A 24,547-nucleotide genomic window follows, 5' to 3' on the forward strand; every position below is an offset into this window, starting at 1 on the left:
CCCGGCTCGCGCGCCCGGCTCGCGCGCATTTTTCGAGAGCGAGCGCATTTGCGCGTAGAAGCTGCTTCTCTCGATCAATGCGCGCGATCTGGGCGGGGCGCGAGTCGCGTTTCGCGCGCGGCGGAGCTACGCGCGGCGGCGCGCCAGCGTGAGCGTCAGTGCGGCCCCTGCGAGCAGCAGCGCGGCTCCTATCCCGAGCGCCGAGAACGGCTCGCTCGCGCCGGTTGCGGCGAGGGCGGTCGGCTGCGCGGGGGCGACGCTCGGCGTGCCGCCGGGCTTCGTCACGGGATCGGTGCCTGGATCGGTGCCCGGATCCGTGCCGGGATCAGTGCCCGGGTCGGTCTGCCGCGGGGTGCCGGTGAGCGTCACGGAAGCTTCCGCCGAGGCGGGATCCACGCCAAGGTCCGTGATCCCGGCGATGCCGGGGGTGCCGGACACCGTGGCCGAAACGGTCTGGGATCCGGTGGTCACGGTGTGTTGTACGTGCAGCACCGTCGATGCGCCGGGCGCGAGCGCGGGCGCTGCCGCTCGGGCTGCAGCCGAGTTTGATGCCGCAAGTCCCACCCCGGTGAGCTCGGTGCCGCCGGTGTTGGTCACCGTCACGGCGACGTCGACGACCGACCCGGTCTCAAAGCTCGCGCCTGATCCCGCACCGGTGACGAGCGTGACTGCCGCGCTGGCGCTGAGCCCGGGGATCTCGGAGATGGTCATGAGCAGGTCGGTGAAGCTTCCGTCCTCGGTCCAGCGTGTGTCCGTGTCCCGCGTGAACGTGGTGCGGAAGCGCGGGGCCTCCACCGGGGTGTCGCAGGTGTCGCCGTGCCCGCGGTCCGCGGTGGAGCGCACGAGCTCCTGCGCGAGGGTGAGCGTACCGAAGATGTCTCCCTCGCACTCGTAGGAGCCCCAGATGTCGGTCGGTGCGGCGGGCGGAGCTGCGGTTCCCGCGCCGGAGCGCACCTCGCCAGTCAGGGCGATTTGCCCGGTGGCGAAGTCGATCGTCGATCCGGGGCCGAAGTAGGAGTAGCGCACGCCGGCGGCGTTCGGGCCGACCTGCTGGGCGTCGCTCACATCGAGCATGGTAGCGCCGAGCGCACCGATCACCGTTCCGGTGCGCTCGGCGCGATCGACGACGAGCGCGGTGTTCTCCTCGACGCCGAACGCGTGCTCGTGGCCGGTGTCGAGCGCGAGGCGAACAACGCGGGGCTGCCGGTCGCGGCGTGCGAAGTGCGAGTCGAGTGTGCCCTCGGTGAAGAAGCCGAAACCGCCGGCCGGAATGTAGCCGAGCTCGTCACCGTCGAAGCTGCCCGCGACCGCGCCGTCACGCCAGGACACGTAGGGGTCGCCTCCCGAAATCATGTCAGCGCCCTGCTGGATCGCGAGGCCAGCGCTCGAGCCAGCGACGACTCCGCCGCGGTCGAGCACGGTGCGGATGGCGTTCATCACGACGGTGTCCGCGCAGTCGGTGTACGCCTCGTTGGGGGCCGGCGTGCACGTGAACAGCGCCCGGAGGTAGCGGGTCTGGTCGCCGCCGCCGAAGTACACGATGTCCGAGTTGCGGATCTCCGCGGCGACCGCTTCCGAGTGCGCGTTGTCGGCGCTATACGGGTCTCCCGGGTAGTCTTCGCCGGGGGTCATATCGATGGGTACCGGATAGGTGTCGAGCCCGTGCTTGGCGAACCAGCGCGCGTAGTAGATCCCGTTGGCCGTTGCGTTGTCCTCGTTGTCGGCGTCCGCGGCCTTGGCGGGGGTGGCCGCCGGAACCGATGAGGCGGTGACGATGGCGACCCGTGCGCGCTCCGCGCCGTGTGCGGTGCGGCCCAGCTCGGCGATCTGCTCGATGATGTCTTCGCTGACCGTATCCCCTGGCTCGACGCCGCCGCCGATGAGCACGACGTGGCCGGCTGCCGTTGGTGCGGCGGGGGTGGGATCCGGGGCGGCGGTGGCTGCGGCGGCGCTCCCGCCGATCATGCCGGTGGTGAGCAGTGCGGTGAGGAGTGCGCCGCGCCACCGGTGGGCTGGGCGGAGGGTGTGATGCGTCATTGCGTCCCGTCTCGTCGTCGAGGATTCTGGCGTGAATGTTTCATGCTCAGAATACACGAGCGATTCGGAAACGTCTGTTCCAGTTTGAGGCGCGCACTCGTCCTGGGCCAGCCTCCTACTCGCCCCGCGCTCCCCCCCCGTGCTTACCCCGACCCCACTCCGTGGGGTAGCGTTCCGCCGGGAGGGCAGTCACCCGCGCGGGGAAGCCCGCCCCCGCGCGGGGAACCTGCTCATTTCTCGAGAGCGAGCCCATCTTCGCGGCAAAGCTGCCGCGCTCGATTAATGCGCGCGAGGTCGGTGGGTATGCGCGAGGTCGGTGGGTACGCGCGGCCTCAACGGGCTGCAGGGTAGGCTTCCGCCCCGCGGGCAGGTCGCCTGCGCGGGAAAGCTGCCCGCGCGCGGGGAACCTACCCTGCAGGCGCAGGCGCAGGCGCAGGCGCAGGCGCAGGCGCAGGCCCGAGCCCCGGGGCCGGGGCGGAGAGCCCGCGAACTAGCGCAGCAGGCCGATCCGCTCGTACACCGCGGCGACGGTGCGGTTTGCCACCTCGTTGGCGCGCTCGGCGGCCCCCGCGAGGAGCCGGTCGAGCTCTGCGGGGTCGGCGAGCAGCTCCTCCGTGCGCTCGCGCACGGGGCCGAGGCCGGCCTCCACCACGTCGACGAGGCCCTTCTTCAGGTCGCCGTAGCCGCGGCCGGCGTACTCGGACTCGAGCGAGGCGATCGACTCGCCGCTCAGCACCGAGTAGATGGTCAGCAGATTCGAGACGCCGGGCTTCGCCTGCCGATCGAAGCGAATCTCACCGTCCGCGTCGGTGATCGCGCGCATGATCTTCTTCTTCGTCACATTCGCGGGGTCGAGCACCTTGATCAGCCCGGCCTCGGTCTCCGCGGACTTCGACATCTTGGAGGTCGGGTCCTGCAGATCGTAGATCTTCGCGGTTTCCTTCTGGATCTGCGCCTCCGGCACCACGAACGTCTCGCCGAAGCGGTGGTTGAAGCGCGCCGCGAGATCGCGGGTGAGCTCGACGTGCTGGCGCTGATCCTCGCCAACCGGCACCGACGCCGTCTGGTACAGCAGGATGTCGGCGGCCATGAGGATCGGGTAGGTGAACAGGCCAACTGAGGCCGTGTCCGCCCCGAATCGCTGCGACTTGTCCTTGAACTGGGTCATGCGGCTGGCCTCACCGAAGCCGGTGAGCGTGTTCAGCACCCAGGCGAGCTCGGCGTGCGCCGGCACGTGCGACTGCACGAAGAGCGTCGACTTGGTCGGGTCGATGCCCGCCGCGATGTACTGCGCCGCCGTGCGCCGGGTGCGCGCGGCGAGCTCCGCGGGATCCTGCGGAACAGTGATGGCGTGAAGGTTCACCACGCAGAAGAACGCGTCGAAGTCTTCCTGCATCTGGGTCCACTGGTTGAGCGCGCCAATGTAGTTGCCGAGGTGCAGCGAATCGCTCGACGGCTGCATGCCGGAAAACAGGACGGGCTTGGGTGTGGCGTTCATGAGGTGTGAGGTTCCCGGGAAGTTGAGGGTGACAGGGAGAAGGTCGGCGCGGCGGCCGTGCGCCTACGCGGCGCCGAGGCGGTAGTCGACGACGACGGGCGCGTGATCCGACCAGCGCTCGGCGTAGGAGGCCGCGCGGTCGATCGTGTAGTCGGTGACGCGCTCGGCGAGCTGCGGCGTGACGACGTGGTAGTCGATGCGCCAGCCCGTGTCGTTGTCGAACGCCTGGCCGCGGTTGGACCACCACGTGTAGGGGCCATCGACCTCACCGGCCCAGCGCCGACCTACGTCCGCCCAGCCGTGGCCGGTGCCCTCGGAGCCGTCGACGCCGGTGATCGCCGCGCCGCGCTCCCCGAAGAAGCGGTCGAAGTAGGCGCGCTCGCGGGGCAGGAAGCCGGCACGCTTGACGTTGCCCTTCCAGTTCTTGATGTCGAACTCGCGGTGCCCAACGTTGAAGTCGCCAACGATGGTCACGAACTCGCGCTCCGCGGCCAGCTCGTCCATGCGCACGCCCATGGCGTCGAGGAACGCCCACTTCGCGTCCTGGCGCGGCGTATCGACCTCGCCGGAGTGCGTGTAGTTCGAGATGACGGTGAGCGGCGTGCCGTCGAAGTCGAAGTCGGCCTCGAGCCAGCGCCCGGACGACTGGATCGCCTCCTGCTGATCCGCGGGGCCGAGGCCCACCCGGTGTGCGGTGGCCGGGATCCGGCTCGCAATGGCCACCCCGGCGCGACCCTTGATGTCGCAGGGATCGTGCAGCCAGTGCCAGCCCTGGCTGCCGAGGTACTCCTCAAGGTGTTCATCCTGTGCGCGCACCTCCTGGAGGGCGAGCACGTCGACATCGCGATTCGCGAGCCACTCGCCCATGCCCTTGCGGTAGGCAGCACGGATGCCATTGACGTTGACGGACGCGACGCGCAGGGTTTCGACCATGCCCTCTAGTCTACGCGGGCCCACCGACACGGCGCGGCGATCCCGGGCGGTGCGCGGCGATCCCTAGAACACCATGGGGCGGTCGTACTCGTCCACGAACGTGCCACCGAGCAGCGAGGGATCGATCTCGCACACGACGGGAACGTGGTCGCTCGGGGCGTCGCCCTTGCGCTCCTCGCGGTCGATCGACGCGCCGGTCACGGCGTCGGCGAACGCCCTGGAGCCCATGATGAAGTCGATCCGCATGCCCTCGTTCTTCGGGAAGCGGCCGGCTTTGTAGTCCCAGAAGGTGTAGCCCTCCGGAGCGATCGGGCGGACCACGTCCTCGACGTACGGGGCGAACGCTGCGAACGCCGCGCGCTCCTCCGGCGAGACATGGGTGGACGCGCCGAGCGTGAAGCTCGGATCCCCCATGTCGCTGTCGAGCGGCGCGATGTTCCAATCGCCCATGAGCGCAAGCGGCAGATCGGGATCCTCGTCGAGCCACTGCGCCGTGTCCCGCCGGAGCGCGTCGAGCCACGCGAGCTTGTACTCGAGATGGGGATCGCCGAGCGCGCGCCCGTTCGGCACGTAGAGGCTCCAGAGCCGGAGGTCGCCCACCGTGACCCCGAGCGCGCGCGCCTCGCGCGGCAGGCCGTTCGGACCCGTGCCCTGCACCGCCTCCTGCCCCTTGATGGGAGCGCCGAAGCCGGGCATGTCGGCGAAGTCGCGCGCGACGTCGGTCATCTCGTGGCGGCTCGCGAAGGCGACGCCGTTCCACTGGTTCAGGCCGTGGATTTCGAGGTGGTACCCGGCCTGCTCGAACGCCTCAACCGGGAACTGATCCGGCCGGCACTTGATCTCCTGCATCGCGAGCACGTCGATGTCCTCGCGCACGAGCCAGTCGACCACGCGGCCGAAACGGGTGCGGATCGAGTTGACATTCCAGGTGGCGATGCGCATGCAGCCAGCCTAGCGGCTGGGCTCTGAGGGTGCCGGAACTGTGATTTGGGAATGGCTGGAATTCGCCGGAGAATAGTGTGATCAGCGTCCAACTTTGGGGGTCTGGGGGAGTAATCATGGGTGATGCGCGAAATACCACCGGCGGTTCCGCCCAGGGGGTCGCGTCGGCTGCGGGCACCACCGGGTTGCAGGAGCGCCAGCGGATCGGCTTCACCACAGCGGTCCCCGACCGGCTCGCGCACGTCGTCTCGGCGCTCGAACCGGAGGGCGCCGTCGTGCTCCTGATCGGCGAGACCGGCAGCGGCCGCCAGGCGCTCGCCGCAAGCGCCGCGCGCGCCATCGCCGAGCGGGCGGCCGGTGCGATTCGCGTCGTCGAGCTGCCCGACCCCCCGCACGCGGCAAGCGGGCACACGTCCGTCTTCGCGGAGCACTTCGGTGTGGTGCTCGAGGGCCGCACCGAGGCCGCCGAGATCGCGAACCGGGTGATCGCCGGCTTATTCGCGCTGCCGGACGAGCAGCAGGCCGTGCTCGTCGCCGCGAACGCCGATGGGTACTCGCCGCTCGACACCCGCCTGCTTGAGCTCCTCCTCAACGACCCGCGCATCCGCGGCGTGATCACGGTCAAACAGCTGACCGGCGCGCTTGAGCGGTTGGGGATCGGCTCGCCGCGCCAGCAGATCTCCATCGCCCCGCTCAGCCGCGAAGAGTCGGAGCGGTACCTGTGCGCGCTTCTCGGCGTTGACCGGATCGAGGCCGAGACGCTGCGCCGCTGGCTGGAGATCGCGGCTGGCAGCAGTTACGCCCTCTCGGTGCTTGCCCTCTCGGCCGATGGTGCCGGCGCGCTGCGTCGCAGCCGCGGAGCCGCGTGGACGACCGTCGATATCGATCGCGTCCCAGGCGACTACGCGCACGCGATCCTGAGCTCCTGCTCCCGCGAGGAGGTCGCGGTGCTCGAACTCCTCGCGCTCGCCGAGCCGGTCACGGAGACCGCGCTGCTGCGCAGCATCGACGCGACGCTGCTCGCCGCGCTGTTCGACCGCGGCCTCGTCGTGTCCCGGCCGCATCCCGAGGGCCTCGCCCTGCTCACCGGGCACCCGCTCATCGCCGCGATGCTGCGCACCGGCATGTCGCCCGTGCGGCGGATCCAGCTCAACGACCAGATCTTTCGTGTGCTTTCCGAGGGACTCGGCGGTGTCGACCCGGTGTACACCCCGGCGCGGCTCATGCGGCTCGTCGTGTTCGGCGTGGAGAGCGGCCAGCACCTGTCGTTCTCCTGGCTGTGGGCGGCGTTCGAACTGACGGTCCGCGGCGGCGATCCCCGGCTGGTGCTCAACGTCGCGCGCGCGGTCGCGCTGCACCCCGACGCGGATCCGATGCAGGCCGGCGCCGGCGCGCTGCGCGCGTGCCGAACCGCTCGACTGATCGGCGACGAGGGGGCGCTCCGGCCGCTGCTCGGCATCGTGGGGCGGCTGCTCGGCGATCCCGATCGAGTCGCGGGGATGACGCACATGATGCGCGTGCGGCTCGTCACCACGATCATCGAGCAGGAGCTGCGCGACGAGGGCGATGTCGATGTTGCGCTCGCCCAGCTCGACGCGCTCGAGTCCGGGCTCGACGCGGATGAACTATCGGCGCGCGAGGCGGTGCGCTGCAGCAAGGCGATAGCGCTCGCCTACGTCGGCCGCCTGGGCGATGCGGCACTCGTGGTGCCCTCCGACGAGGTCTCGGCAGACCTCAAACACGAGTGGATCCGATCCCCAGCGCGCGCCATCGGCGGGCTGATTCTCGACCAGCGTGGCGCGCTCGGCCGCGCCGCGGCGAACGCCGAGCACACGCGCAGGCTGAGCCGGCTCGGCCCGCGCGCACGCCCCGATGTCGTCGACATGCAGGGGTTCTGCTGGCTGCTCGGGCACTGGGTCGGTGGCAGCGCCGAGCTGTCGCGGCGGGTGCTCGACGAGCTCGCTGCGGAGGCCTCCGCCGACACGCACGCGGAGACGCACTACTCCGGGCTCGTCGAGGCTGGCGGGGTGCTGATCGCGGTGCAGGAGGGGCGCTGGGCGGACGTCGCGCAGAGCGCTGAGCGGCTCATCGACCGGCTGAGCCGGCACGACAGCTACGGCATCGCGACGCTCGTGCAGGCGGCGTTCGCCTTCGCGCTCGCGGTGCTCGGTGAGCGCGACGAGGCGGCCCGTGCGCTCCGCGCGAGCGAGCTCGGGACACGCGGCATCGGTGAGGCGGCGGGCGGGCACCGCCGGATCCTCGCGCTGCGCGCCAGGCAGTGGCTGCGCGACGGTGACGTGGTCGCTGCGGCCGAGCGCACCGCGGCGTGGGCGAGCGCGCAGGGACTCGAGCTGATCGAGCTGCAGGCGCTGCACGTCGTCGCGTTCGAGGCGCGGTCGGTACCCGCCGCCTCGCTGGAACGCGCGCGCCAGATCGCGAGCACCGTCGACCCGCCACTCGGCGACGCCTACCTCGCGCACATCGAGCGGATCGCGGCGGGCACGCGTGAGCACGCGGCGGACACCGACGAGCCGGAGGTGCGGCTGCTCGCCGACCTCGGCGTGTGGCTCCCGCTGCCGCCCGTCGCCGGGCTGACCGCGCGCGAGCGTGAGGTCGCGCTCCTCGCCTCGCTGGGGCACAGCAGCCGCTTCATCGCGGAGCGCCTCCACATCTCGGCGCGCACCGTCGAGACCCACCTGTCGAACGTGTTCGGCAAACTGGGGGTGGACAACAGGGACGAGCTTCGCGTCTGGGCGGCACGCGCGCGGGCCACCGAGGCGCGGGGAGCGACGGATCCGATCCAGCGCCTCTAAGCGCTCACCCAGAGGCCTCAGGTACATTAGGCCCTTGCCGCTGTGCGCTCGACCCGGGCGCCCCGAGGAACTGGAAACTGTATGGCCAAGAACACCGCGAGCGACGCCGCGCAGACCGCATTCGTGCGTCACGGCAAGCTGCGCCGATCGAATGCCTGGGGCAACGCGCTGCGCGTGCTCCTCACCACGATGGTGGTGGTGGCGCTCTCCGGTGTTGCGACGGTGGCGTACGCGGTGTGGGGGCTCACGCAGAACCTCAACACGGTGGACCTCGGCACCGAGGCGAGCGGAGTCGGCGCTGGCTCGCAGTCTGTTGACGGCGAGCTCACGATCCTGCTTGTCGGCTCGGACACCCGTGCCGGGCAGGAGTACGACGACGGCGAGGAGGGTGAGCTCAACGACGTCAACCTGCTGCTGCACGTCTCGGCCGACCACCAGAATGCCACCGTGATGAGCCTGCCGCGCGACCTCATGGTCCCGTTCCCCAGCTGCCCCGGCCCGAACGGAGAGCCCGATTACTACCCGCCGATGAGCGAGCAGCAGCTCAACAGCGCGATGATGTACGGCGGCCTGCCGTGCGTGGCCCGCACGATCTCGAACCTCACCGGCATGGACATTCCCTACGCTGCGCTCGTCACCTTCGACGGCGTGGTTGGCGTCTCCAACGCGCTCGGCGGCGTCGATGTCTGCCTCACGCAGCCCATCGTCGACGAGAAGGCCGACCTCGACCTCCCAGCAGGCATGAACACCCTCGTCGGGTGGGACGCGCTGCAGTTCCTCCGCACGCGCCACGGCGTCGGCGACGGCGGCGACACCAGCCGCATCAGCAACCAGCAGGTGTTCATGTCATCGCTCGTGCGCGAGCTGAAGAGCGCCGAGACGCTGTCCGACCCGGTGAAGGTGTACGCCCTCGCGAAGGCCGGCGTCGAGAACATGACGCTCTCGAGCAACATGGCGAGCGTGGAGTTCATGCAGGCGGTCGCTGGCACGGTGAAGGACATCGATCTGGATCGCATCAACTTCGTGCAGTACCCGACGGTGAACCACCCCTACCAGGAGGGGCGTCTCACCCCGGACATCGCGAATGCCGAGTTGCTCATCGACGTCATCAAGAGCGGCAAGCCGTTCGCGGTGACCGGCGTCGGGGAGGGCGTCGAGGCGCACGGCACGCAGGAGGCCGCTGACCCGGCTGACGGGACCGAGGCGACCACCGAGGCCCCAGCAACGGAGGATCCGGCCGCACAGGATCCGGCCACCGAGGCGCCGACGACGGACACCTCTGGTGGGGCGACGACCGCGCCGGAGGACACCGGCCCGACGAAGCTGCCCGACAGCATCACCGGGCTGCAGGCGAGCAACGAGGCCTGCTCCGCGGGGCGCACGGTCCTGTAGGTGGCGCGCGGCGGGCGACGCTGCGCGCGTGTGACCAGCCGAACCGCGCCGCACCGCGCATCGATTTCCGCAGAGCGTGTTCGACCCGGTAGGATGGAGGACGTTGTTCGCGTATGGAGACGTGCCGGAGCGGCCGAACGGACTTCACTGCTAATGAAGGGTCGGGGTTAAACTCGACCGGGGGTTCAAATCCCCCCGTCTCCGCCAGATGAGCAACACACGAAGGCCCCGACGCCCGGTGGAAACACTGGGATCGGGGCCTTCGGTATTCGTGCGGATCACCCATCGCGGGATCGCGGCCACCTGGCCTCTGCCCTGATCCCCGCATTGCAGTTTCGGTGGCTGCTACTGTTTCTGGGTGACTGCACCACTCATCTTCTGGACCATCTTCACTGTCGTCGCGATCGGAGTGTCCGCCCTGACCGCGGTCCTCGCGTATCGCAAGAGCCGGCGCGACAAGTAGCGCGCCGGCAGCGGACTCGGCGACGGGCCCGGTGAGCAAACCTTCGCGATCGCAACCCTCGTCGCGGTGAGGGCTCTCGCTACGCTGGGCGAATGGACAATATGCAGATCGTTCTCATCGTTCAGATCGTGGCCGGAATCCTCGGGTTCCTGTTCTTCTGGCTGCTGCTGTACGCCGTCATCCGAACCGCCGTGCTCTCGGCTCTCCGTGCGCACTCGGAGGAGCTGCGGGAAGCGGGACAACTGCGGCACTGAAAGCCGGGTGATCACCGCGCGACGCTGCTCTGCTCACGCCTGAGATGGATCCGAGCCTCGGTGGATTAGGCGGCGTATCCCGCAGGTTTTCTGTGAAAGCAGAAATATCATAACGACCGTTTGCATAACGCTCGTACTTCAGGATAGTGTGACACTCGCAGCCGAGATGGGGCGGGCCGTTTGGCCTCGTTTTCCGCTCGTACTGCACAGCACGGAAGGCCGTCCCACCCCACCCCCTAGTTTGGGACGGCCTTCCGGCTACACACTCTTCGACTGAGTTTCGTTGCGCGCTTCGTCCGCAAACACCAGGTCCATGAACCCGGTGAGAAACTCCTCGTACTCGGCAATACTGTCGCCGGTGCCGGTGCCGGTGCCGGTGCCGGTGCCCTCGGTGTCCCGAAGGCACTGCAGGTACTGGATCCCGGTCGACGCGTCGGACACCAGCCGGGCGAGCAGCAGCGCACGGTGTGCTGGCACGTCGTGGAACTCCAGCCAGCGCGCGAACTCAGTGATCCACAGCTCATAGGCGTTGCGGACGTGCTGCCCGATCTCGGGGTCGAACTGCTCGAGGGCGGCCCCCTCGAACTGGAGCCGAAGCGCGCCCAGGTGCTGCGGGGAAAGGGTGTCGCGGAACGCGGCGCGAAGCGCCTCGGTCATCTCGGCGCGCGTGAAGCGCTGAAAATCGACGCCGCCGAGCGCGGCGATGCGGCGGCGCATGGCCTCCTCGAGCACCGTGCGAATCAGCTCCTGGCGCGTGCCGAAGTGGTAGACCAGCGTGTAGGTGCTGACGTCGAGCTCGGCCGCGATCGTGCGGAACGTGAGGTGTGAGAGCGGAAGCCGCGCAGTGAGCGCGATGAGCTCCTCAAGGAGTTCCGTGCGGCGTGCTGGGTTCTGTGGGCGAGCCACGTCATTCCCTTCGGGGCGGGGCGCTGGCCGGCCGCTCGCGAGCGGCTCCGTAACGCCGGAGGCGGTGGCACGGCTGGCGGCGCTTCGTCGGGTGCCGCACCGTGCGCTGTCGTGCCCACTCTAGCGACTGGCGACCGCGTGGGGGCCCGCGCCCCGCCCCGAACCGGTTCGAGAGAGCGACAGAATCTCGGAGGGATTCTGGCGCAAAGTCACAGCAACTCCCGGCCGCGGCGCCGCTCAGCGCGCGTTCGCCGCTGCCCGGCCCGCCTGGGCGACAGCGATCCCGAGCTTCTCGGACAGCTCGCGGCGGGACTGCGCGCCGAGCTTCGCTTTCGCCTGCGCAAGGTGTGACTCGATCGTGCGCACGCTACAGCCGAGGCGCGCGGCGAGCGCAGCATTGGCAATGCCGCGAGCCGCGAGGCGCGCCACCTCCAACTCGCGCGGGGTGAGCCGTGCGAAATGCGCGGTGGGCAGCGTCCCGGCGCGGTACCACGGCAGCGAACGCGTGAGGTGCGCCTCGAGCGCATCGAGGCGCTCATCGCACTCGCGCACGCCGCTGACCGTGCGGCGACTCAGATAGATGGTGCGCGCGCTCGACGCGGCGAACGCCGCGGGCGCCCACAGCTCAAGCCGCTGCAGCCGCTGGGAGGCACGCAGCAGCTCGATCGGGTTCTGCTGCTCCGCCGCGGTCAGGTGCGCGTGCGCGAAGCGCAGCACTGGGAGCGGCTCGCTGCCCGGCTGCACGGGCGATTCCCCGTGCCGGAGTGACGTGTGGTTCCCCGTGAGGTACCGCGTGAAGTACTCCGGCGTGAGCGCGCCAGTGCCCGCGGGGGTGCCCGGTATTGACGCTGAGCTGATCGACTCGCCGATCGCGCGCAGCGCGCTGCGGAGGCGCATCGCCGTGTACCTCGGCGCGGTGCGTTCGAGGTGGCACCACTCCAGCGCAGCCCGTTCGGCGCTCCCGCAGGCGAGCGCTTCGCCCGCCGCGACGAGGTGCCTGAGCCAGTGCGCGTGTGCTTCGGGGGTCGCCGCACTCGCGGCAGCGGAGAACAGTTCGTCCGCGCGGAGCGCGAGTTCCCCCGCCAGGAACGCGGTCAGTCCGCGGGCGAGCAGCAGTGTGCCGGCAACCACGTCGTCGGCGCCGGCGGCCACCGCTGGCAGCGGCGGGATCGGCGCACCGCTCGACAGCCAGGTGCCGCGCGGGATGGTGCCGCCCCAGACGGTATCGAACTCCAGGAGGGCTGCGGCGAGCGCTGCGGTCTCCTGCGCTGCGGTATCGGACAGATGACGCAGGTTGCTCCGCGCCGTGGTCAGGGGTTCGGTGGTGTTCCACCAGCCGGCCACCTGATCGGCGGCGGTGCGCTGCGCGTGCGGGGTGCCGGCCTCCGCTGCGAGCACGGCGCGGAGCGCGCTCACCCGGGTCTCGGTGTCGTCGGCGTCGCTGTCGGAGCTCGCCGAGGCGGGATCCCCATCGAGAACCTCGGCCGCTGCCGCTGCGCCGGCGAGTACCCCAACCACCTGCGCGTGCGCCGCCCGCCGGAGCGGCGCCTGCGCGGAGCCCGCACGAAGCAGGAACCCGCGCGCCTGCGGCGCCTGGTGCAGGGCGACGCTGCTCATCGTTGCGCGATGCAGGATGCGGACGCGCGCGTCGCGGTGCGTTGGCTGCGTGAGCGTCGCGTCAGAGAAAGTCAGTGACCGAGCGCAGCGGAGCGCGTCCGCGGTGCTCACCGGGATCCCGAGCCCCTCCTGCACCACCAGGTGCTCGGAGATCGCGCGGCGCCCCGCCGCAACACGCTCGGGGGAGGCGAACGGTCGGAGTGCAGCTGCGACAAACGGAAGTACCGCGTAGCGGTCGCTCCCCGGTTCGCGTGTGAGTACTCCCTGCTCGCTGAGCTCACGGACGTGCGGGAACCCGAGGTGCTCCTCGAGCAGTGCGAGATCGGTGGGGCCGAGCTCGGCCGAGAGCACGGCCGCGGTGCCTACCGCCGGCGAGAGCGGTCCAGCTGAGCGCGCGATCGCCCGCATCCCGGGCAGGTTCAGTTCGCGGGGCACGTGCTCCACGATCCCCGGATGCGGCAGGTGCGTGAGCGCATCGTGCTCGGCGAGTACGAGAAGATCGTGCACCCACGCCGGTCGCCCGGCCGCGAGCATGGTGATGGTGTGCGCGGTGGTTGCGGGGAGCAGGGTGGGGCTGAGCTCGTGCGCGAGCCAGGCGATGTCGTGATCGGGGAGCGGGGGGAGCGGGAACTGGCGGATCGCCGCGATCATCTGCGCGGCCGACTCCTCTTCGCGGAGCACGTGGTCGAGGGCGCGGAGGTAGGGCGTGCGCTGATTCCCCGTTTCGAGTGAGGCGACGGTGCACCGGCCTCGCGCGTGGTGCTCAATCATGGCCCGTAACGTCGCCGGGTCCGCGCGCTCAAAGTTGTCGATCAGGAAGCAGGTCGCGGCATCCGAGTCCGCCGCGGCCCAGTCGAGGTATGCGGCGCGGGCGGCCGGGTCTGCGCAGTCGATCTCAACTGGGGATCGCCCGGCCTGGCGGAGTGCGGTGGCGAGGTCTCGGAGCACGTGGCTCTTGCCGGACCCGCTCGGCCCGGTAACGAGCGCCGTGTGGCCCGACTCGAGCGCGCGAACGAGCTCGGCGACAACCGGCATGCGTGTGCTGAGTGCCTCAATCCCCATTGCTGCTCAACTCCTCGCGGCCGTGAGAGGCCGCCCATCCGAGCCGACACTTTCTCCGGATCCTACTGTCAACTTTCCATCTAGTGCTAGTGGCGAATAGCGATGCCCCTCGCGCCCTACGGCGCGAACAGGTATTTTTCTGCCAAATCTCAGTAGTAGCCGAAAACATCTCAGGTCATGTGCATCTTCGCCTCGGGGTCACGGAGGTCCTTTGCCGGGGGTTCCGCACCTTGCTTAAGCTGCCCGCAAGCTGTGCAGTTGCGACCTGAGTGTGGTGAGGGATCGCCCGAGCAGCTTCTCCTGAAATCTGAGCAGAGGTGAGGGATCTTGAGACGACATCAACACGAAACGGCTCCGCCCAGACGCAGGTCCCGAGGTCTCGCCCTCGGCACCGCGGCTGCCGTAGTCGCAACATCGGGGCTCATCGCAGCACCCGCGGCGTACGCTGACACACCCACCGTCACGGCTGATTCCGCGGCGCACGGGCACTGGCTCTGGGCTGAGGGTCTCGGCCTCGACGTTGTCGGGGCGGCAACCACGCGCTCCGACTTCCCTGGCACGCCAACACCGGCGGCCGACCCGCTCAATCTCTCAGTGCTGAACGGGCTGGCGAACCTGCAACTGGGAACGGTGAGCCTGCCGCTCATCGCACCGACCGACACGGATCCGGGGTTGCTCCGACTAGGTAACCTCGGCGCAATCTCCAGTTTCAGCGCCTCCCCGGATGTGACGACGAGCGTCGCCTCCACCGGCCTCATCAACTCCGACGGCTCCCTCAACGTCGACGCCGCGAAGAGCGGTCAGTACGGCACCGCGCGACTCGATGCGAACGCGCTGCTGACGCAGCTCATCGATGAGAGCCTCGTGAACACGCTGGTCGACGAGGCCTCGATCGGGATCGGCGCGCTCGGCGCGCGTGCCAGCAGCACGTCCGGCACGACCACGAGCGAGTACATGCTCACCGACCTCACCGCCGACGTGCACAGCCCGCTCGTCGGTGGCCTCGTCACGGAGCTCGATACGCAAGTCGCCGCGCTCCTCCAGCCGATCCAAGGCCTGTTGGCCCCAGGCGGCGGGATCGAGACGGTGCTCGCCACTCTGGTGCAGAGCATCGGCGCGCTGCCGCTCGTGGACGCCGAACTGAACTCGGCGTCCATCGACACGCAGCCGCTTCTCGACAGGGTGCGCACCACGCTGCTCGCTGAGCCGCTGTCCAACTCCGATGGGAGCGTGTTCGTCAACCTGAACACGGGCACCATCAGCGTGAACCTCGCGGAACTCGTGGTGGACCGCACCGGTGCTACGAGCCTGAGCGCGCTGCCCGCCAACACCGAGGTGCTCCACGGCGACACGGTCAACGCGATTCTCGACGGCGTCACCGATGCCCTCACGGGGGCTGGGGAGAACTCCCTGCTGTCGAAGACGGTGAGTATCATCTCGACCGGGATCTATGACGTTGCGGTCGACGTGAGCATCGAGGCCGACATCAGTGTCAACCTCGGGATCACCACGATTCCGCTCGTGAAGGCCCCCGTGACGATCGCTGGCTCCATCGGCGGCTTCATCGGGATCCCCGGGAAGCCGGCACCCGTCGTGGACACCGAGGAGATCAATGTCGCGGGGATCCCCGTCGGCGCGGTGCTGCAACCCATCATCAACCTGCTGAACGGCGCGGTCGCACCGATTGGGCTCGCGCTGAAGGGCACGGTCGATACGCTGCTGGGCAACCTGCAGCCCACCCTCATGAACTGGCTGTCGCCGTTGGTGACCGAACTGCTCACCGATGGGCTCGGCCCCGTGCTGCGCGGTGTGGCGGACATCACGGTCAACCAACAGGTCACCCCGGGGGATCTCGGCCCGGACAGTTTCACGGTGCGTGCACTGAACGTGAGTGTGCTGCCGGACGTCGCGACGAACGGCGCGGTTGCGCTGCAATTTGGTTCCGCTTCGGTTCGCGCGCTCGCGGAGGACCCGGGGACCGATCCGGTCACGGATCCGGGCACGGACCCTGGTACCGATCCGGGAACGGACCCCGGTACAGATCCGGGTACGGATCCTGGAACGGACCCCGGTGCGGATCCAGGCACGGATCCCGGTGCGGATCCCGGGACGGACCCGGGTGCCGATCCGGGGGCTGATCCAGGCACGGATCCCGGTGCAGATCCGGGAACTGATCCCGGTACCGATCCAGGCGCGGATCCCGGTACTGACCCGGGCGTGGACCCGGGTATTGATCCGGGAACTGATCCGGGGGCGGACCCTGGGACTGACCCAAGCACGGACCCTGGTACCGACCCCGGGACGGACCCTGGTGTGGATCCTGGGACGGACCCGACTACCGACCCCGGTACCGATCCGAGCACGGATCCCGGCGCCGATCCGGGGACTGATCCAGGCACGGATCCTGGCGCTGACCCGGGGACTGATCCCGGTACCGATCCGGGCGCGGACCCCGTGACCGATCCGGGGACCGACCCGAGCACAGATACTGGTACAGATCCGGGCACGGATCCCGGAACGGACCCGAATACAGACCCGGGGACTGATCCCGGTACCGATCCAGGCACTGATCCTGGTGCCGACCCCGGTACTGATCCGGGGACCGACCCTGGGACGGACCCAAGTACCGACCCGAGCACGGATCCCGGTGCCGATCCTGGGACTGATCCAGGCACGGATCCTGGCGCTGACCCGGGGACTGATCCCGGTACCGATCCGGGCGCGGACCCCGTGACTGATCCGGGGACCGACCCGAGCACAGATACTGGTACAGATCCGGGCACTGATCCCGGAACGGACCCGGGGGTTGATCCGGGAACTGACCCGAGTACAGACCCGGGAACGGATCCCGGTACTGATCCTGGTGCCGACCCTGGGACGGATCCAAGTACGGATCCAGGCACGGACCCGGGCGTTGATCCGGGAACTGACCCGGGCACGGATCCCGGGACCGACCCTGGCGCGGACCCAGGTACGGACCCGAGCACGGATCCCGGTACCGACCCGGGGGCGGACCCCGTGACTGACCCGGGTACGGACCCCGGCACTGATCCGGGCGTAGATCCCGGGACCGACCCTGGCGCGGATCCTGGGACTGATCCTGGGACGGACCCGGGCACCGATCCTGGCACGGACCCCGTGTCGGATCCCGGCACCGATCCGGGGACGGACCCCGGGACGGATCCCAGCACCGACCCGGCGACGGACCCAGGCACCGACCCGGGGAGCGACCCGGTGACCGACCCCGGCACCGAGCCGATGACGGATCCCGGAGCCGACCCCGGCTCCGAACCCGACACCGACCCGGGCGCGGACCCCGGAAGTGACCCGGGCACCGATCCAGGTTCGGAGCCCAGCACCGATCCCGGGACTGACCCCGGCTCCGATCCGGGCTCAGATCCGGCGACGGAGCCCGGCTCGGACCCGATGACGGACCCGATGACGGAGCCGGGGACCGATCCTGGCGTCACGCCGGGTGCGAAGACCGCGAGGTTGACGGCGACGCCGGGCACCGTCGCGCCAGGTGGCACTGTCGTGCTGAACGGCACCGGCTTCCAGGGCGGCGAGGACGCAGTGCTCACCCTGCCGACCGGCGGAACGGTGACGGTCGCCGCGGACAGCGAGGGAGCGTTCGAGACGAGCTGGAAGGTGCCAGTCGACCGGGCTGCCGGATCCGCGCGCTTCACCGCGCTCGGTCAGGACAGCGGCCGGACCGCGGAGGCCACCGTCACGGTGACCGGCGCGGGCGGGGGCCTGGGCGCGAAGGCCGGCGGCGGGCTGGCAGTGACCGGAGCCGAAATGGGGCCCCTGGCGCTGCTGACCGTCCTCAGCCTCATCGCCGGAGCCGGCGCGCTGGCGCTCGGACACCGTCGCGGCCGCGACATGCGCGCGGTCGAGTAGCCGGGGTGCCGCGGGAATGGTGGTCTCCGCGACAGCGTTCGTCGAGACCACCATTCCCTCACCCGAGCAGGAGGAAGTGCAGTTGATGCAGGGGAGCGATCAATGGCAGATCACGCGACGGTACCCGGCGAGCGACGTGCTCGGCAACGCTCGGCCCCGGTGCGGGTCCCCGGGGTGGTGCAGTTCACGGTTGGCGTGGTCCTCGCGCTCGTCGCGGTGCACATGTTTCTCACCGCCGTCGTGAACACACCGAATCAATCGCTGAAGTACGACGTGCTCCCGGGTGCGCTGGCCGACGAGTACGTGCGCCCCTACCTGGTGCAGGACTATAAGATCTTCGCACCTGACCCGGCCGACACGGACCGGCAGCTGTGGGTCAGGGCATGGGTGAGCGACGAGGCTGGGGAGAACACGACGACGGAGTGGATCAACGCGACCCACGTCGAACTCTCATCGACCTACCGGAAGACGCTGCGGAAGCAGCTCTCGGTGGTGGGCGCGGAGCGCTTGATGGGGGCGTACACACAGCTCAATGAGACCCACCAGGCGGTGGTCGCGAAGAATCACCTCGGCGGCGAGGCCCTGTACGGGCTGCGAGACGCGATGCTCGCCGCCGACGATTCTGACGAGGCCGCGGTCTCCGCGTTCATTCGCGCCGACAACTACGCGACCTCGTACGCGACGCAGGTGGCGCACGCCATGTGGGGCGAGCAGGGCACGATCGCTGGCGTGCAGGTGCGCGCCGTCTATGACCCCGTGGTGCGCTGGGCCGACCGCAAGGACCCGGACGCCGAGCGGCCTCAGGCGAAATACACCGACCTCGGCTGGGTGCCACCCATGGAGTGGCCGGGGCAGGACCGCGACGCGTTCGCGCGCACCTTCCGCGCCTGGGCGGAGCACGCAGACGCGCAGGATGAGCTCGCCGCGCGAGCCAAGACGGAAGAGGGCGCACGATGAGCAGAGAAACGAGCCTCACTCGCGGCGTCAGCGGCAATGCCGTTGGGCGGCTGTGGGACGGCGTGCTGCGCTGGCTCACGGAAACGCGCCACGCGAGCTACGGGATCGCCCTCATGCGAATGGGCTTCGGCGCGATGACGGTGATCATCCTCGCGCTGTACCTGCCGAACCTCTCCTACTCGTTCGGTGCGGGATCGCGCTGGGGTGAGGCGCTCTTCCGCAACTCCTCGGTGAACAACTACCTCTGGCCGATCCCGCAGCTCTTCGCACGCGACGAATCGGACACCCTGCTCGTGATCAAGGTGCTCGTGCTCATGGCCGTTGCGGTGCTCTACGCGCTCGGGTGGCGGATGCGCGTCGTCTCGCCCCTGTTCGTGGTGCTCTGGCTCGGCTTCGCCGTGACCAACCCCGTGATCCTGAACACCGGGCACTACCAGACCTTCCGAATCTTCCTGCTCTTCCTGCTGCTCGCCGACACGTCCCGACGCTGGTCGCTCGACGCGCGTCGGCGTGCGCGGCGCGGCGGCTCAGACGCGCCGCTCGGGGTGGGGCGCTGGCACCTGCCGCGCTGGATTCCGGTGCTCGCGCACAACGTCGCGGTGATCCTGATCGCGTACCAGCTCTGCGTGATCTACGTGACCAGCGCACTCTGGAAACTGCAGGGAACCACCTGGGTGTCCGGGGTCGCCGCCTACTACCCGCTGCAGCTCGAGGAGCTCACGCTCTTCCCGTGGCTGAACCACCTCGCCTGGCAGTTCACCCCGGCCGTGTTCGTCGCCTCATGGCTGAGCGTCTACGGGCAACTCCTGTTCCCCCTGTTCCTGCTGCACCGGTGGACACGCATCCTCGGCCTCGTGCTCGTCACCGGCATGCACGCGTCGATTGGGATCCTGCTCGCGCTCCCGTGGTTCTCGCTCATGATGATCCTCGGCGACATGATCTTCATCCGCGATCAGACCTGGGAACGCGTGAGCGGGTGGGTGCGGGAACGCCTGCCGTTGCGGCGGCGCAGGCCCGCGCCACCGTCCGCCGCCCCGCCCGCCGAGCCCACCGCAGCGCCAGGAACCGAGCTGGGTGAGGCGGTTCCGGCACTCACGTGACATACTCTCGAGAAGAGAGATGGGCACGCAAGGGGAGGCGACCATGGGTGGAGTGGCGAGCGCTGACGCGCTGAGCGGAGACGTGATCCAGCGCAACGCGGTCGTGGTGCGTGGGCCGGAGGGCGCGCCGTTCATGGTGTTCGCGCACGGCTACGGCACCAACCAGTCCACCTGGGCCGCGGTCGCCGAGCACTTCACCGCCGAGTACCGCGTGGTGCTCTTCGACTACGTGGGATCCGGCGCATCCGACCTCACCGCATACGACGAGCAGCGCTACGACTCCTACGACGGCTACGCCGCCGACCTCGTCGAGGTGCTCGACGCCGTTGGTGCGCGCGACGCGATCCTCGTCGCGCACTCCGCGAGCGGGATGATCGGCGCGCTCGCCGCAATCACCCGACCGGAGCTGTTCTCCCGCCTCATCATGGTGTCGCCGTCGCCGCGCTACGTGAACGACGACGGCTACGAGGGCGGATTCTCGCGGGAGGACGTGCTCGGGCTCATCGACGCGATCGACGCGAACCAGCCCAGCTGGGCGGCCTCGCTCGCGCCGGCGGTGACGGCGCGGGAGGACCGCCCGGACGTCACCGACCGCGTACGTGAGCTGTTCACGACCACACCGCAGCGCGTCGCCAAGCACTTCGCGCGCGTCGTGTTCTTCAGCGACATGCGCAGCCGGCTGCACGAAATCCCGACGCCGAGCGTGATCCTGCAGTCCGCGGGCGACATCATCTGCCCGCCGCACATCGGCGAGTACCTGCGCGACCGGATCCCGCAGAGCACGCTCGTGCAGCTCGAATCGGCCGGCCACTTCGTGCACCTCACGGAGCCTGAGCTGGTGATGGGACACATCCGGGCCGCGCTGTGACGGCTGAGCCTCTCGACACGAGCGGCAGGGCAGCACCACCGACTCCGGCGGCGGAGACCGCGCACGACCTCCTGCGCGAGAGCCCCGTCGCGCTCCTCGCCGTCGACACCAATGGGCAGGTGCTCGCGCACAACGACGCACTGCGACGCTGGGTGGGCGGTCCGGACGATCCGGAGCGGCTCGAGGGGCGCAACCTCGTGGAGTGGCTGACCCCAGCAGCGCGCCTGTTCTACGAGTCGCGGGTGCTGCCGCAGCTGTTCGAGACCGGTTGCGTGCGAGAGATCATGCTCGAGTTGCGCGCGAGCGACGGCTCCGCCCGCCCGACACTGTGCACCGCGGATCTCCGCACCACCGCGGCGGGGCGGCGCGTCGTGCACATCGCGGCGTTCGACGCGACCGAGCGTATCGCCTTCGAGCGCGAGCTCGTTGCCGCCCGCCGCGAGGCCGAGCTCGCACAGGAGCGACTTGACGTGCTGCACGGCGCCACCAGCGCGCTCGCGGTCGCCGCCGGACTGGACGACCTCGGTGAGGCCCTGGTGCGTGCCGCAACCCGCGCCACGAACGCGGGGTGGGTCCGCGTCACGCTCGTCGATCACGAGCGCACGGGGGCCGGGGGAGCGCTTCGCAGCTGGGGATCAGCGCCACCGGCAGAACCCGAGCTCAGCGCCGTCCAGGAACTCCCCGATCCCGATCAGCTGGTGTGCCACGATGCCGCCGAGCTGCGTGCACTCGGCTCGGAGGAGGCCGCGCGGCTGGCGGGCGCCGGCGTCGAGGCGCTCGTGGTGACCCCGATCGTGCGAGAGTCGACCGCAGACCACCCGGTGTTCGGGGAGATTCGCTGCTGGTTTCGGCGGCCGCGCGCGCTCGACGCCCACGAGCTCGACACGCTCCAGTCGGTCGCGGCGCAGGCGGAGCGCGTGCTCGAACACCTCCAGTTGCAGGCGCAACTGCGCCACCGGGCGCTGCACGATGGGCTGACCGGGCTGCCCAACCGCGTGCTGTTCGCCGAGCGGCTCGAGCAGCTGCTCGCGACCGCCGCGCGCACGGGGGAGGCCTGCGCCGTCCTCTTCATCGACCTCGACGGCTTCAAAGCGATCAACGACGGGGCCGGGCACGCCGCGGGCGACGAGGTGCTGCGCGCGGTGGCCGCGCGGCTGCGCGCGAGCTGCCGCGCGGGAGACACCGTGAGCCGGTTGGGCGGCGACGAGTTCGTCGTCGCCGTGAGCGGCGCCACCAACGCGGCCGTGACCGCGCTCGCGGAACGCATCCGCACCGCGGTGCGGATGCCCCTCGACACCGTGGTGCGTGGGGCGGCGCTCTCCTCGAGCGTCGGGGTGGCGCGGTGGGAGCCGACGAGCACCGGTCGCGCTCCCACCGTCGACGGGCTGATGCACGCCGCCGACGCGGCGATGTACGCCGCGAAGAACCGCGGCAAGGACGCGGTGATCGTGCGCGAGTGGGGCGAGCGGGGCGAACTGGCGGAGGGGTGAGCCCCGCCCGCGCGCCCCGCTCGCGCGCCCCGCTCGCCCCGCGCGCCCCGCTCGCCCCGCGCGCCCCGCTAGCGCTCGGCGCGCGCCCGCCTGGTCAGCAGCGCCGCGGCGCCGGCCGTGAGCAGCAGCCCCGCGATCCCGATCCCGAGGCCGGGCAGCGCGCCACCGGTCACGGGCAAGCCTGTGGGCTGCGCGGCTGAGCCGGGTTTCCCCGGCTCAGCCGGCCGGGTTGGCTCGCTTGGTTCGCTCGGCGTTGCCGGCTCGGTGGGCTCACCCGGTTCGGTCGGAGGCGTTGGATCGACCGGCGTGCTCGGGGTCGACGCCGCGATGCGCACGGTCTGCGCCGGATCAGCGAGGTCCTCGTGCACCGCGATCGGCTCGCCCGCAGCGGTATCACCAACGAAGAGCCGCTCGAACGCCACCAGCTGGCGGCCCGCGTAACCGCTCGGCACCACGAACGTGACGTCGACCGACCCGTTCGCTTCGGTGGGCACGAAAGTCACGCTTCCGGTGATCCCGGTCGGCTCGCCGGAGGCGCGGTCGACGAGCTTCCCGGCGAGCGTCACCTGGACGCCCGGCTCGAGGTTGCGGTACGCGACGGTGTCGATCAGGGTGCCGCCTGCGGAGCCGAGGACGCGGTCGCCGTCGGCCGAGTCGGTGAGGGAGGTCCCGATGGCCGGGGCGCGCGTGATCGGGGCCGCCTCGATCGTGACGGTCTGCGCGGCGTCGGCGAGATCCTCGTGCACGGCGACGGTAGTCCACCCGGTCTCGGTGTCGGCTGCGCGCACGCGGAGCTGCTCGAACGCGACGAGCGAGGTGCCGGCGTAGCCCGTGGGGATCACGAAGGACACCTCGACGGAGCCGGCGCTCGCGGTGGGGACGAACTCGGTCAGCGCGGTGATGCCGGTGCCGCGGCCATCACGCTGGTCCATCAGCTCGCCGAACACCGTGTACGACTGGCCGACGGTGAGGTTGCGGTACGCGACCGTGTCGACGACGGTGCCGCCGTTCCACGGCAGGACGCGGTCGCCGTCGGCGAGATCGACGAGCGAGGTGCCGATCGCCGGATCCTCCACGCGCACGTCCGCGAAGGTGATCTCGGCGCCAGCCTGCACCGTGGTCTCGCGCTCGGACTCGACCGCGGAGAAGACCTGGCACAGGGTGTCGCCGGCAAAACGGAAGCTCTGCGCGAACCCGATGTTCTCGATCACCGGCGGCGTGCCGGCCACCTCGATTGCGGCGGTGCCGGCGTCGGGGCGCACCACGCACAGCGTGACCTCTGCCGGAAGCGCGGCATCGGCGTCGACGACGAGGGTCGAACCGGTCAGCGTCGCCGGCCCGTCGCAGACTGTCGCGGTGCCGCCGGAGACCGACAGCTGCAGCGGTGATCCGGCCAGGGTGGTGGTGAGCTGCACGCGCGCCTCGGTGCCGGTGGCGACGGCCGCGGCCGGGCCGCTCGCGGTGAGCAGCGACGCGGTGTCGCCGCCGATGATCTCGAGGATGCGCTGCTGCGTCTCATCGCTCATGTTCGCGGCGCAGAACGTGAGCGCGGAAGATCGCTCGGGGTTGTCGATGCAGTGCACGAGGTTCTGACGCAGCGTGCGCGACTCCGCCGTCGCGTTATTCGCGACCGTGTTGGCCGCCACTGTGCCACCGGAGCCGTTGGGTCCGGCGAGCACCGGCAGGTCGTTCTGGATGATGTAGGCCTGGAGCTTCTGCTGATCCGCGGTGAGTCGGGTGTCCGGCTCGACGTGCGTCAGTCCGGGGAGCACCGTGTCCCGGCGCTCGAGCTGACCGGCAGCGTTCGTCCAGCCGCAGCTCGACGCGCGATCGTAGGTGCAGTAGATCCACGACGAGACGGGACCCCCGGCCGCCGCGACGTAGCGCGTGGCGCACAGTGGGTTCGCCGCATACTGCGAGCCCGAGGAGGTCCAGCCGCTCCGGCCGCTGTTGTTGTAGAGCACCACCGGCGTGCCCGCGTTGTAGTCGGTGAGCCGCTGGCCGAACACGCGCAGCAGGTTGGTGACGGGCCCGCCGTCCGCGTCGACGGCTGGGTTTCCCGGCGTGCCCTCGCACAGCGGTGCGATGAACTCCTCCGTGACCGGCGACACCGGGCCCTCGGCATGCGCGCTCGGCGCCGTCGCAAGCGGCGCGACGAGCACGCCAATCGCGAGGAGGGCGGTGCCCAGCCACCCGGTGATTCTTCCTGCGTGTCCAACTGTGCGGGTCGTCATCGTGTGCCCCTCATCCCTGTGCGGTGAGCGCGTCCGCGTGCACAACGCAGCGCGCTCCGGTCCTCTCTGACCAGGGGTAGG

Annotated in this window: 16 protein-coding genes and 1 tRNA gene; 9 read left to right on the plus strand and 8 right to left on the minus strand. The window is 70.2% G+C overall.

Translation table 11 applies throughout. The features are described 5' to 3' along the window. Nucleotides 1-126 precede the first annotated feature (126 nt). The 4 genes from EGM46_RS00200 to EGM46_RS00215 all read right to left on the minus strand — a co-directional run bounded on the left by EGM46_RS00200 (nt 127) and on the right by EGM46_RS00215 (nt 5,410). On the minus strand, nt 127-2,037 hold the full coding sequence (locus EGM46_RS00200; RefSeq protein ID WP_125098165.1) for a cyanophycinase: 1,911 nt from the start codon (nt 2,035-2,037) through the stop codon (nt 127-129). Between the two features lie 490 nt (nt 2,038-2,527). After that, entirely contained in the window at nt 2,528-3,535 is a 1,008-nt protein-coding gene (gene trpS / locus EGM46_RS00205) for a tryptophan--tRNA ligase (RefSeq protein ID WP_125098166.1), read from the minus strand. 63 nt (nt 3,536-3,598) lie between these two features. Continuing rightward, nucleotides 3,599-4,468 carry an exodeoxyribonuclease III gene (locus EGM46_RS00210; protein WP_125098167.1) on the minus strand — a complete coding sequence of 290 codons (870 nt, stop codon included), beginning with the start codon at nt 4,466-4,468 and terminating at the stop codon, nt 3,599-3,601. Nucleotides 4,469-4,531: 63 nt separating this feature from the next. Then, nucleotides 4,532-5,410, minus strand: coding sequence for an exodeoxyribonuclease III (locus tag EGM46_RS00215; RefSeq protein WP_125098168.1), 879 nt, complete (start codon nt 5,408-5,410; stop codon nt 4,532-4,534). A 116-nt stretch (nt 5,411-5,526) separates the two neighbouring features. Here EGM46_RS00215 and EGM46_RS00220 point away from each other — a divergent pair, with 116 nt between their 5' ends. The 4 genes from EGM46_RS00220 to EGM46_RS14625 all read left to right on the plus strand — a co-directional run bounded on the left by EGM46_RS00220 (nt 5,527) and on the right by EGM46_RS14625 (nt 10,332). Next, nucleotides 5,527-8,223, plus strand: coding sequence for a LuxR C-terminal-related transcriptional regulator (locus EGM46_RS00220; RefSeq protein WP_125098169.1), 2,697 nt, complete (start codon nt 5,527-5,529; stop codon nt 8,221-8,223). Nucleotides 8,224-8,304: 81 nt separating this feature from the next. Beyond that, nucleotides 8,305-9,615 (plus strand): LCP family protein, encoded by a 1,311-nt coding sequence (locus EGM46_RS00225; protein ID WP_125098170.1) that lies wholly within the window; start codon nt 8,305-8,307, stop codon nt 9,613-9,615. 115 nt (nt 9,616-9,730) lie between these two features. Beyond that, nucleotides 9,731-9,822, plus strand: a tRNA-Ser gene (locus EGM46_RS00230). Between the two features lie 348 nt (nt 9,823-10,170). Continuing rightward, entirely contained in the window at nt 10,171-10,332 is a 162-nt protein-coding gene (locus EGM46_RS14625) for a hypothetical protein (RefSeq protein ID WP_164512757.1), read from the plus strand. Between the two features lie 258 nt (nt 10,333-10,590). Here the strand turns inward: EGM46_RS14625 and EGM46_RS00235 are convergent, their stop codons facing one another. Continuing rightward, the gene (locus EGM46_RS00235; protein WP_125098171.1) at nt 10,591-11,238 is read right to left on the minus strand and encodes a TetR/AcrR family transcriptional regulator; all 648 of its coding nucleotides are present in this window, start codon (nt 11,236-11,238) and stop codon (nt 10,591-10,593) included. A 237-nt stretch (nt 11,239-11,475) separates the two neighbouring features. After that, nucleotides 11,476-13,917, minus strand: coding sequence for a LuxR C-terminal-related transcriptional regulator (locus EGM46_RS00240; RefSeq protein ID WP_125098172.1), 2,442 nt, complete (start codon nt 13,915-13,917; stop codon nt 11,476-11,478). Nucleotides 13,918-14,244: 327 nt separating this feature from the next. On the opposite strand from EGM46_RS00240, the gene EGM46_RS14815 reads away from it, so the two are divergent. The 5 genes from EGM46_RS14815 (at nt 14,245) to EGM46_RS00275 (ending at nt 22,232) form a co-directional block, all read left to right on the plus strand. Next, entirely contained in the window at nt 14,245-17,817 is a 3,573-nt protein-coding gene (locus EGM46_RS14815) for a choice-of-anchor G family protein (protein WP_206427453.1), read from the plus strand. Nucleotides 17,818-17,919: 102 nt separating this feature from the next. Beyond that, nucleotides 17,920-18,774 (plus strand): DUF5819 family protein, encoded by an 855-nt coding sequence (locus tag EGM46_RS00260; protein ID WP_125098173.1) that lies wholly within the window; start codon nt 17,920-17,922, stop codon nt 18,772-18,774. After that, nucleotides 18,771-19,874: an HTTM domain-containing protein gene (locus EGM46_RS00265; RefSeq protein WP_125098174.1), complete on the plus strand. Its 1,104-nt coding sequence runs from the start codon at nt 18,771-18,773 to the stop codon at nt 19,872-19,874. Before EGM46_RS00260 ends, EGM46_RS00265 begins: the two co-directional genes overlap by 4 nt. A 19-nt stretch (nt 19,875-19,893) precedes the next feature. Next, entirely contained in the window at nt 19,894-20,742 is an 849-nt protein-coding gene (locus tag EGM46_RS00270) for an alpha/beta fold hydrolase (RefSeq protein ID WP_125098175.1), read from the plus strand. After that, nucleotides 20,739-22,232, plus strand: coding sequence for a diguanylate cyclase domain-containing protein (locus EGM46_RS00275; RefSeq protein ID WP_125098176.1), 1,494 nt, complete (start codon nt 20,739-20,741; stop codon nt 22,230-22,232). The genes EGM46_RS00270 and EGM46_RS00275 overlap by 4 nt, the downstream gene beginning before the upstream one ends. A gap of 68 nt (nt 22,233-22,300) precedes the next feature. Here the strand turns inward: EGM46_RS00275 and EGM46_RS15095 are convergent, their stop codons facing one another. Both EGM46_RS15095 and EGM46_RS15155 read right to left on the minus strand, forming a co-directional pair. Next, nucleotides 22,301-23,758, minus strand: coding sequence for a VaFE repeat-containing surface-anchored protein (locus tag EGM46_RS15095; protein WP_431194060.1), 1,458 nt, complete (start codon nt 23,756-23,758; stop codon nt 22,301-22,303). Nucleotides 23,759-23,852: 94 nt separating this feature from the next. Continuing rightward, nucleotides 23,853-24,425 carry an AraC family transcriptional regulator ligand-binding domain-containing protein gene (locus EGM46_RS15155; RefSeq protein ID WP_125098326.1) on the minus strand — a complete coding sequence of 191 codons (573 nt, stop codon included), beginning with the start codon at nt 24,423-24,425 and terminating at the stop codon, nt 23,853-23,855. Nucleotides 24,426-24,547 lie beyond the last annotated feature (122 nt).

Source organism: Leucobacter chromiireducens, from assembly GCF_003917135.1.
GTDB classification, from domain to species: domain Bacteria; phylum Actinomycetota; class Actinomycetes; order Actinomycetales; family Microbacteriaceae; genus Leucobacter; species Leucobacter chromiireducens_A.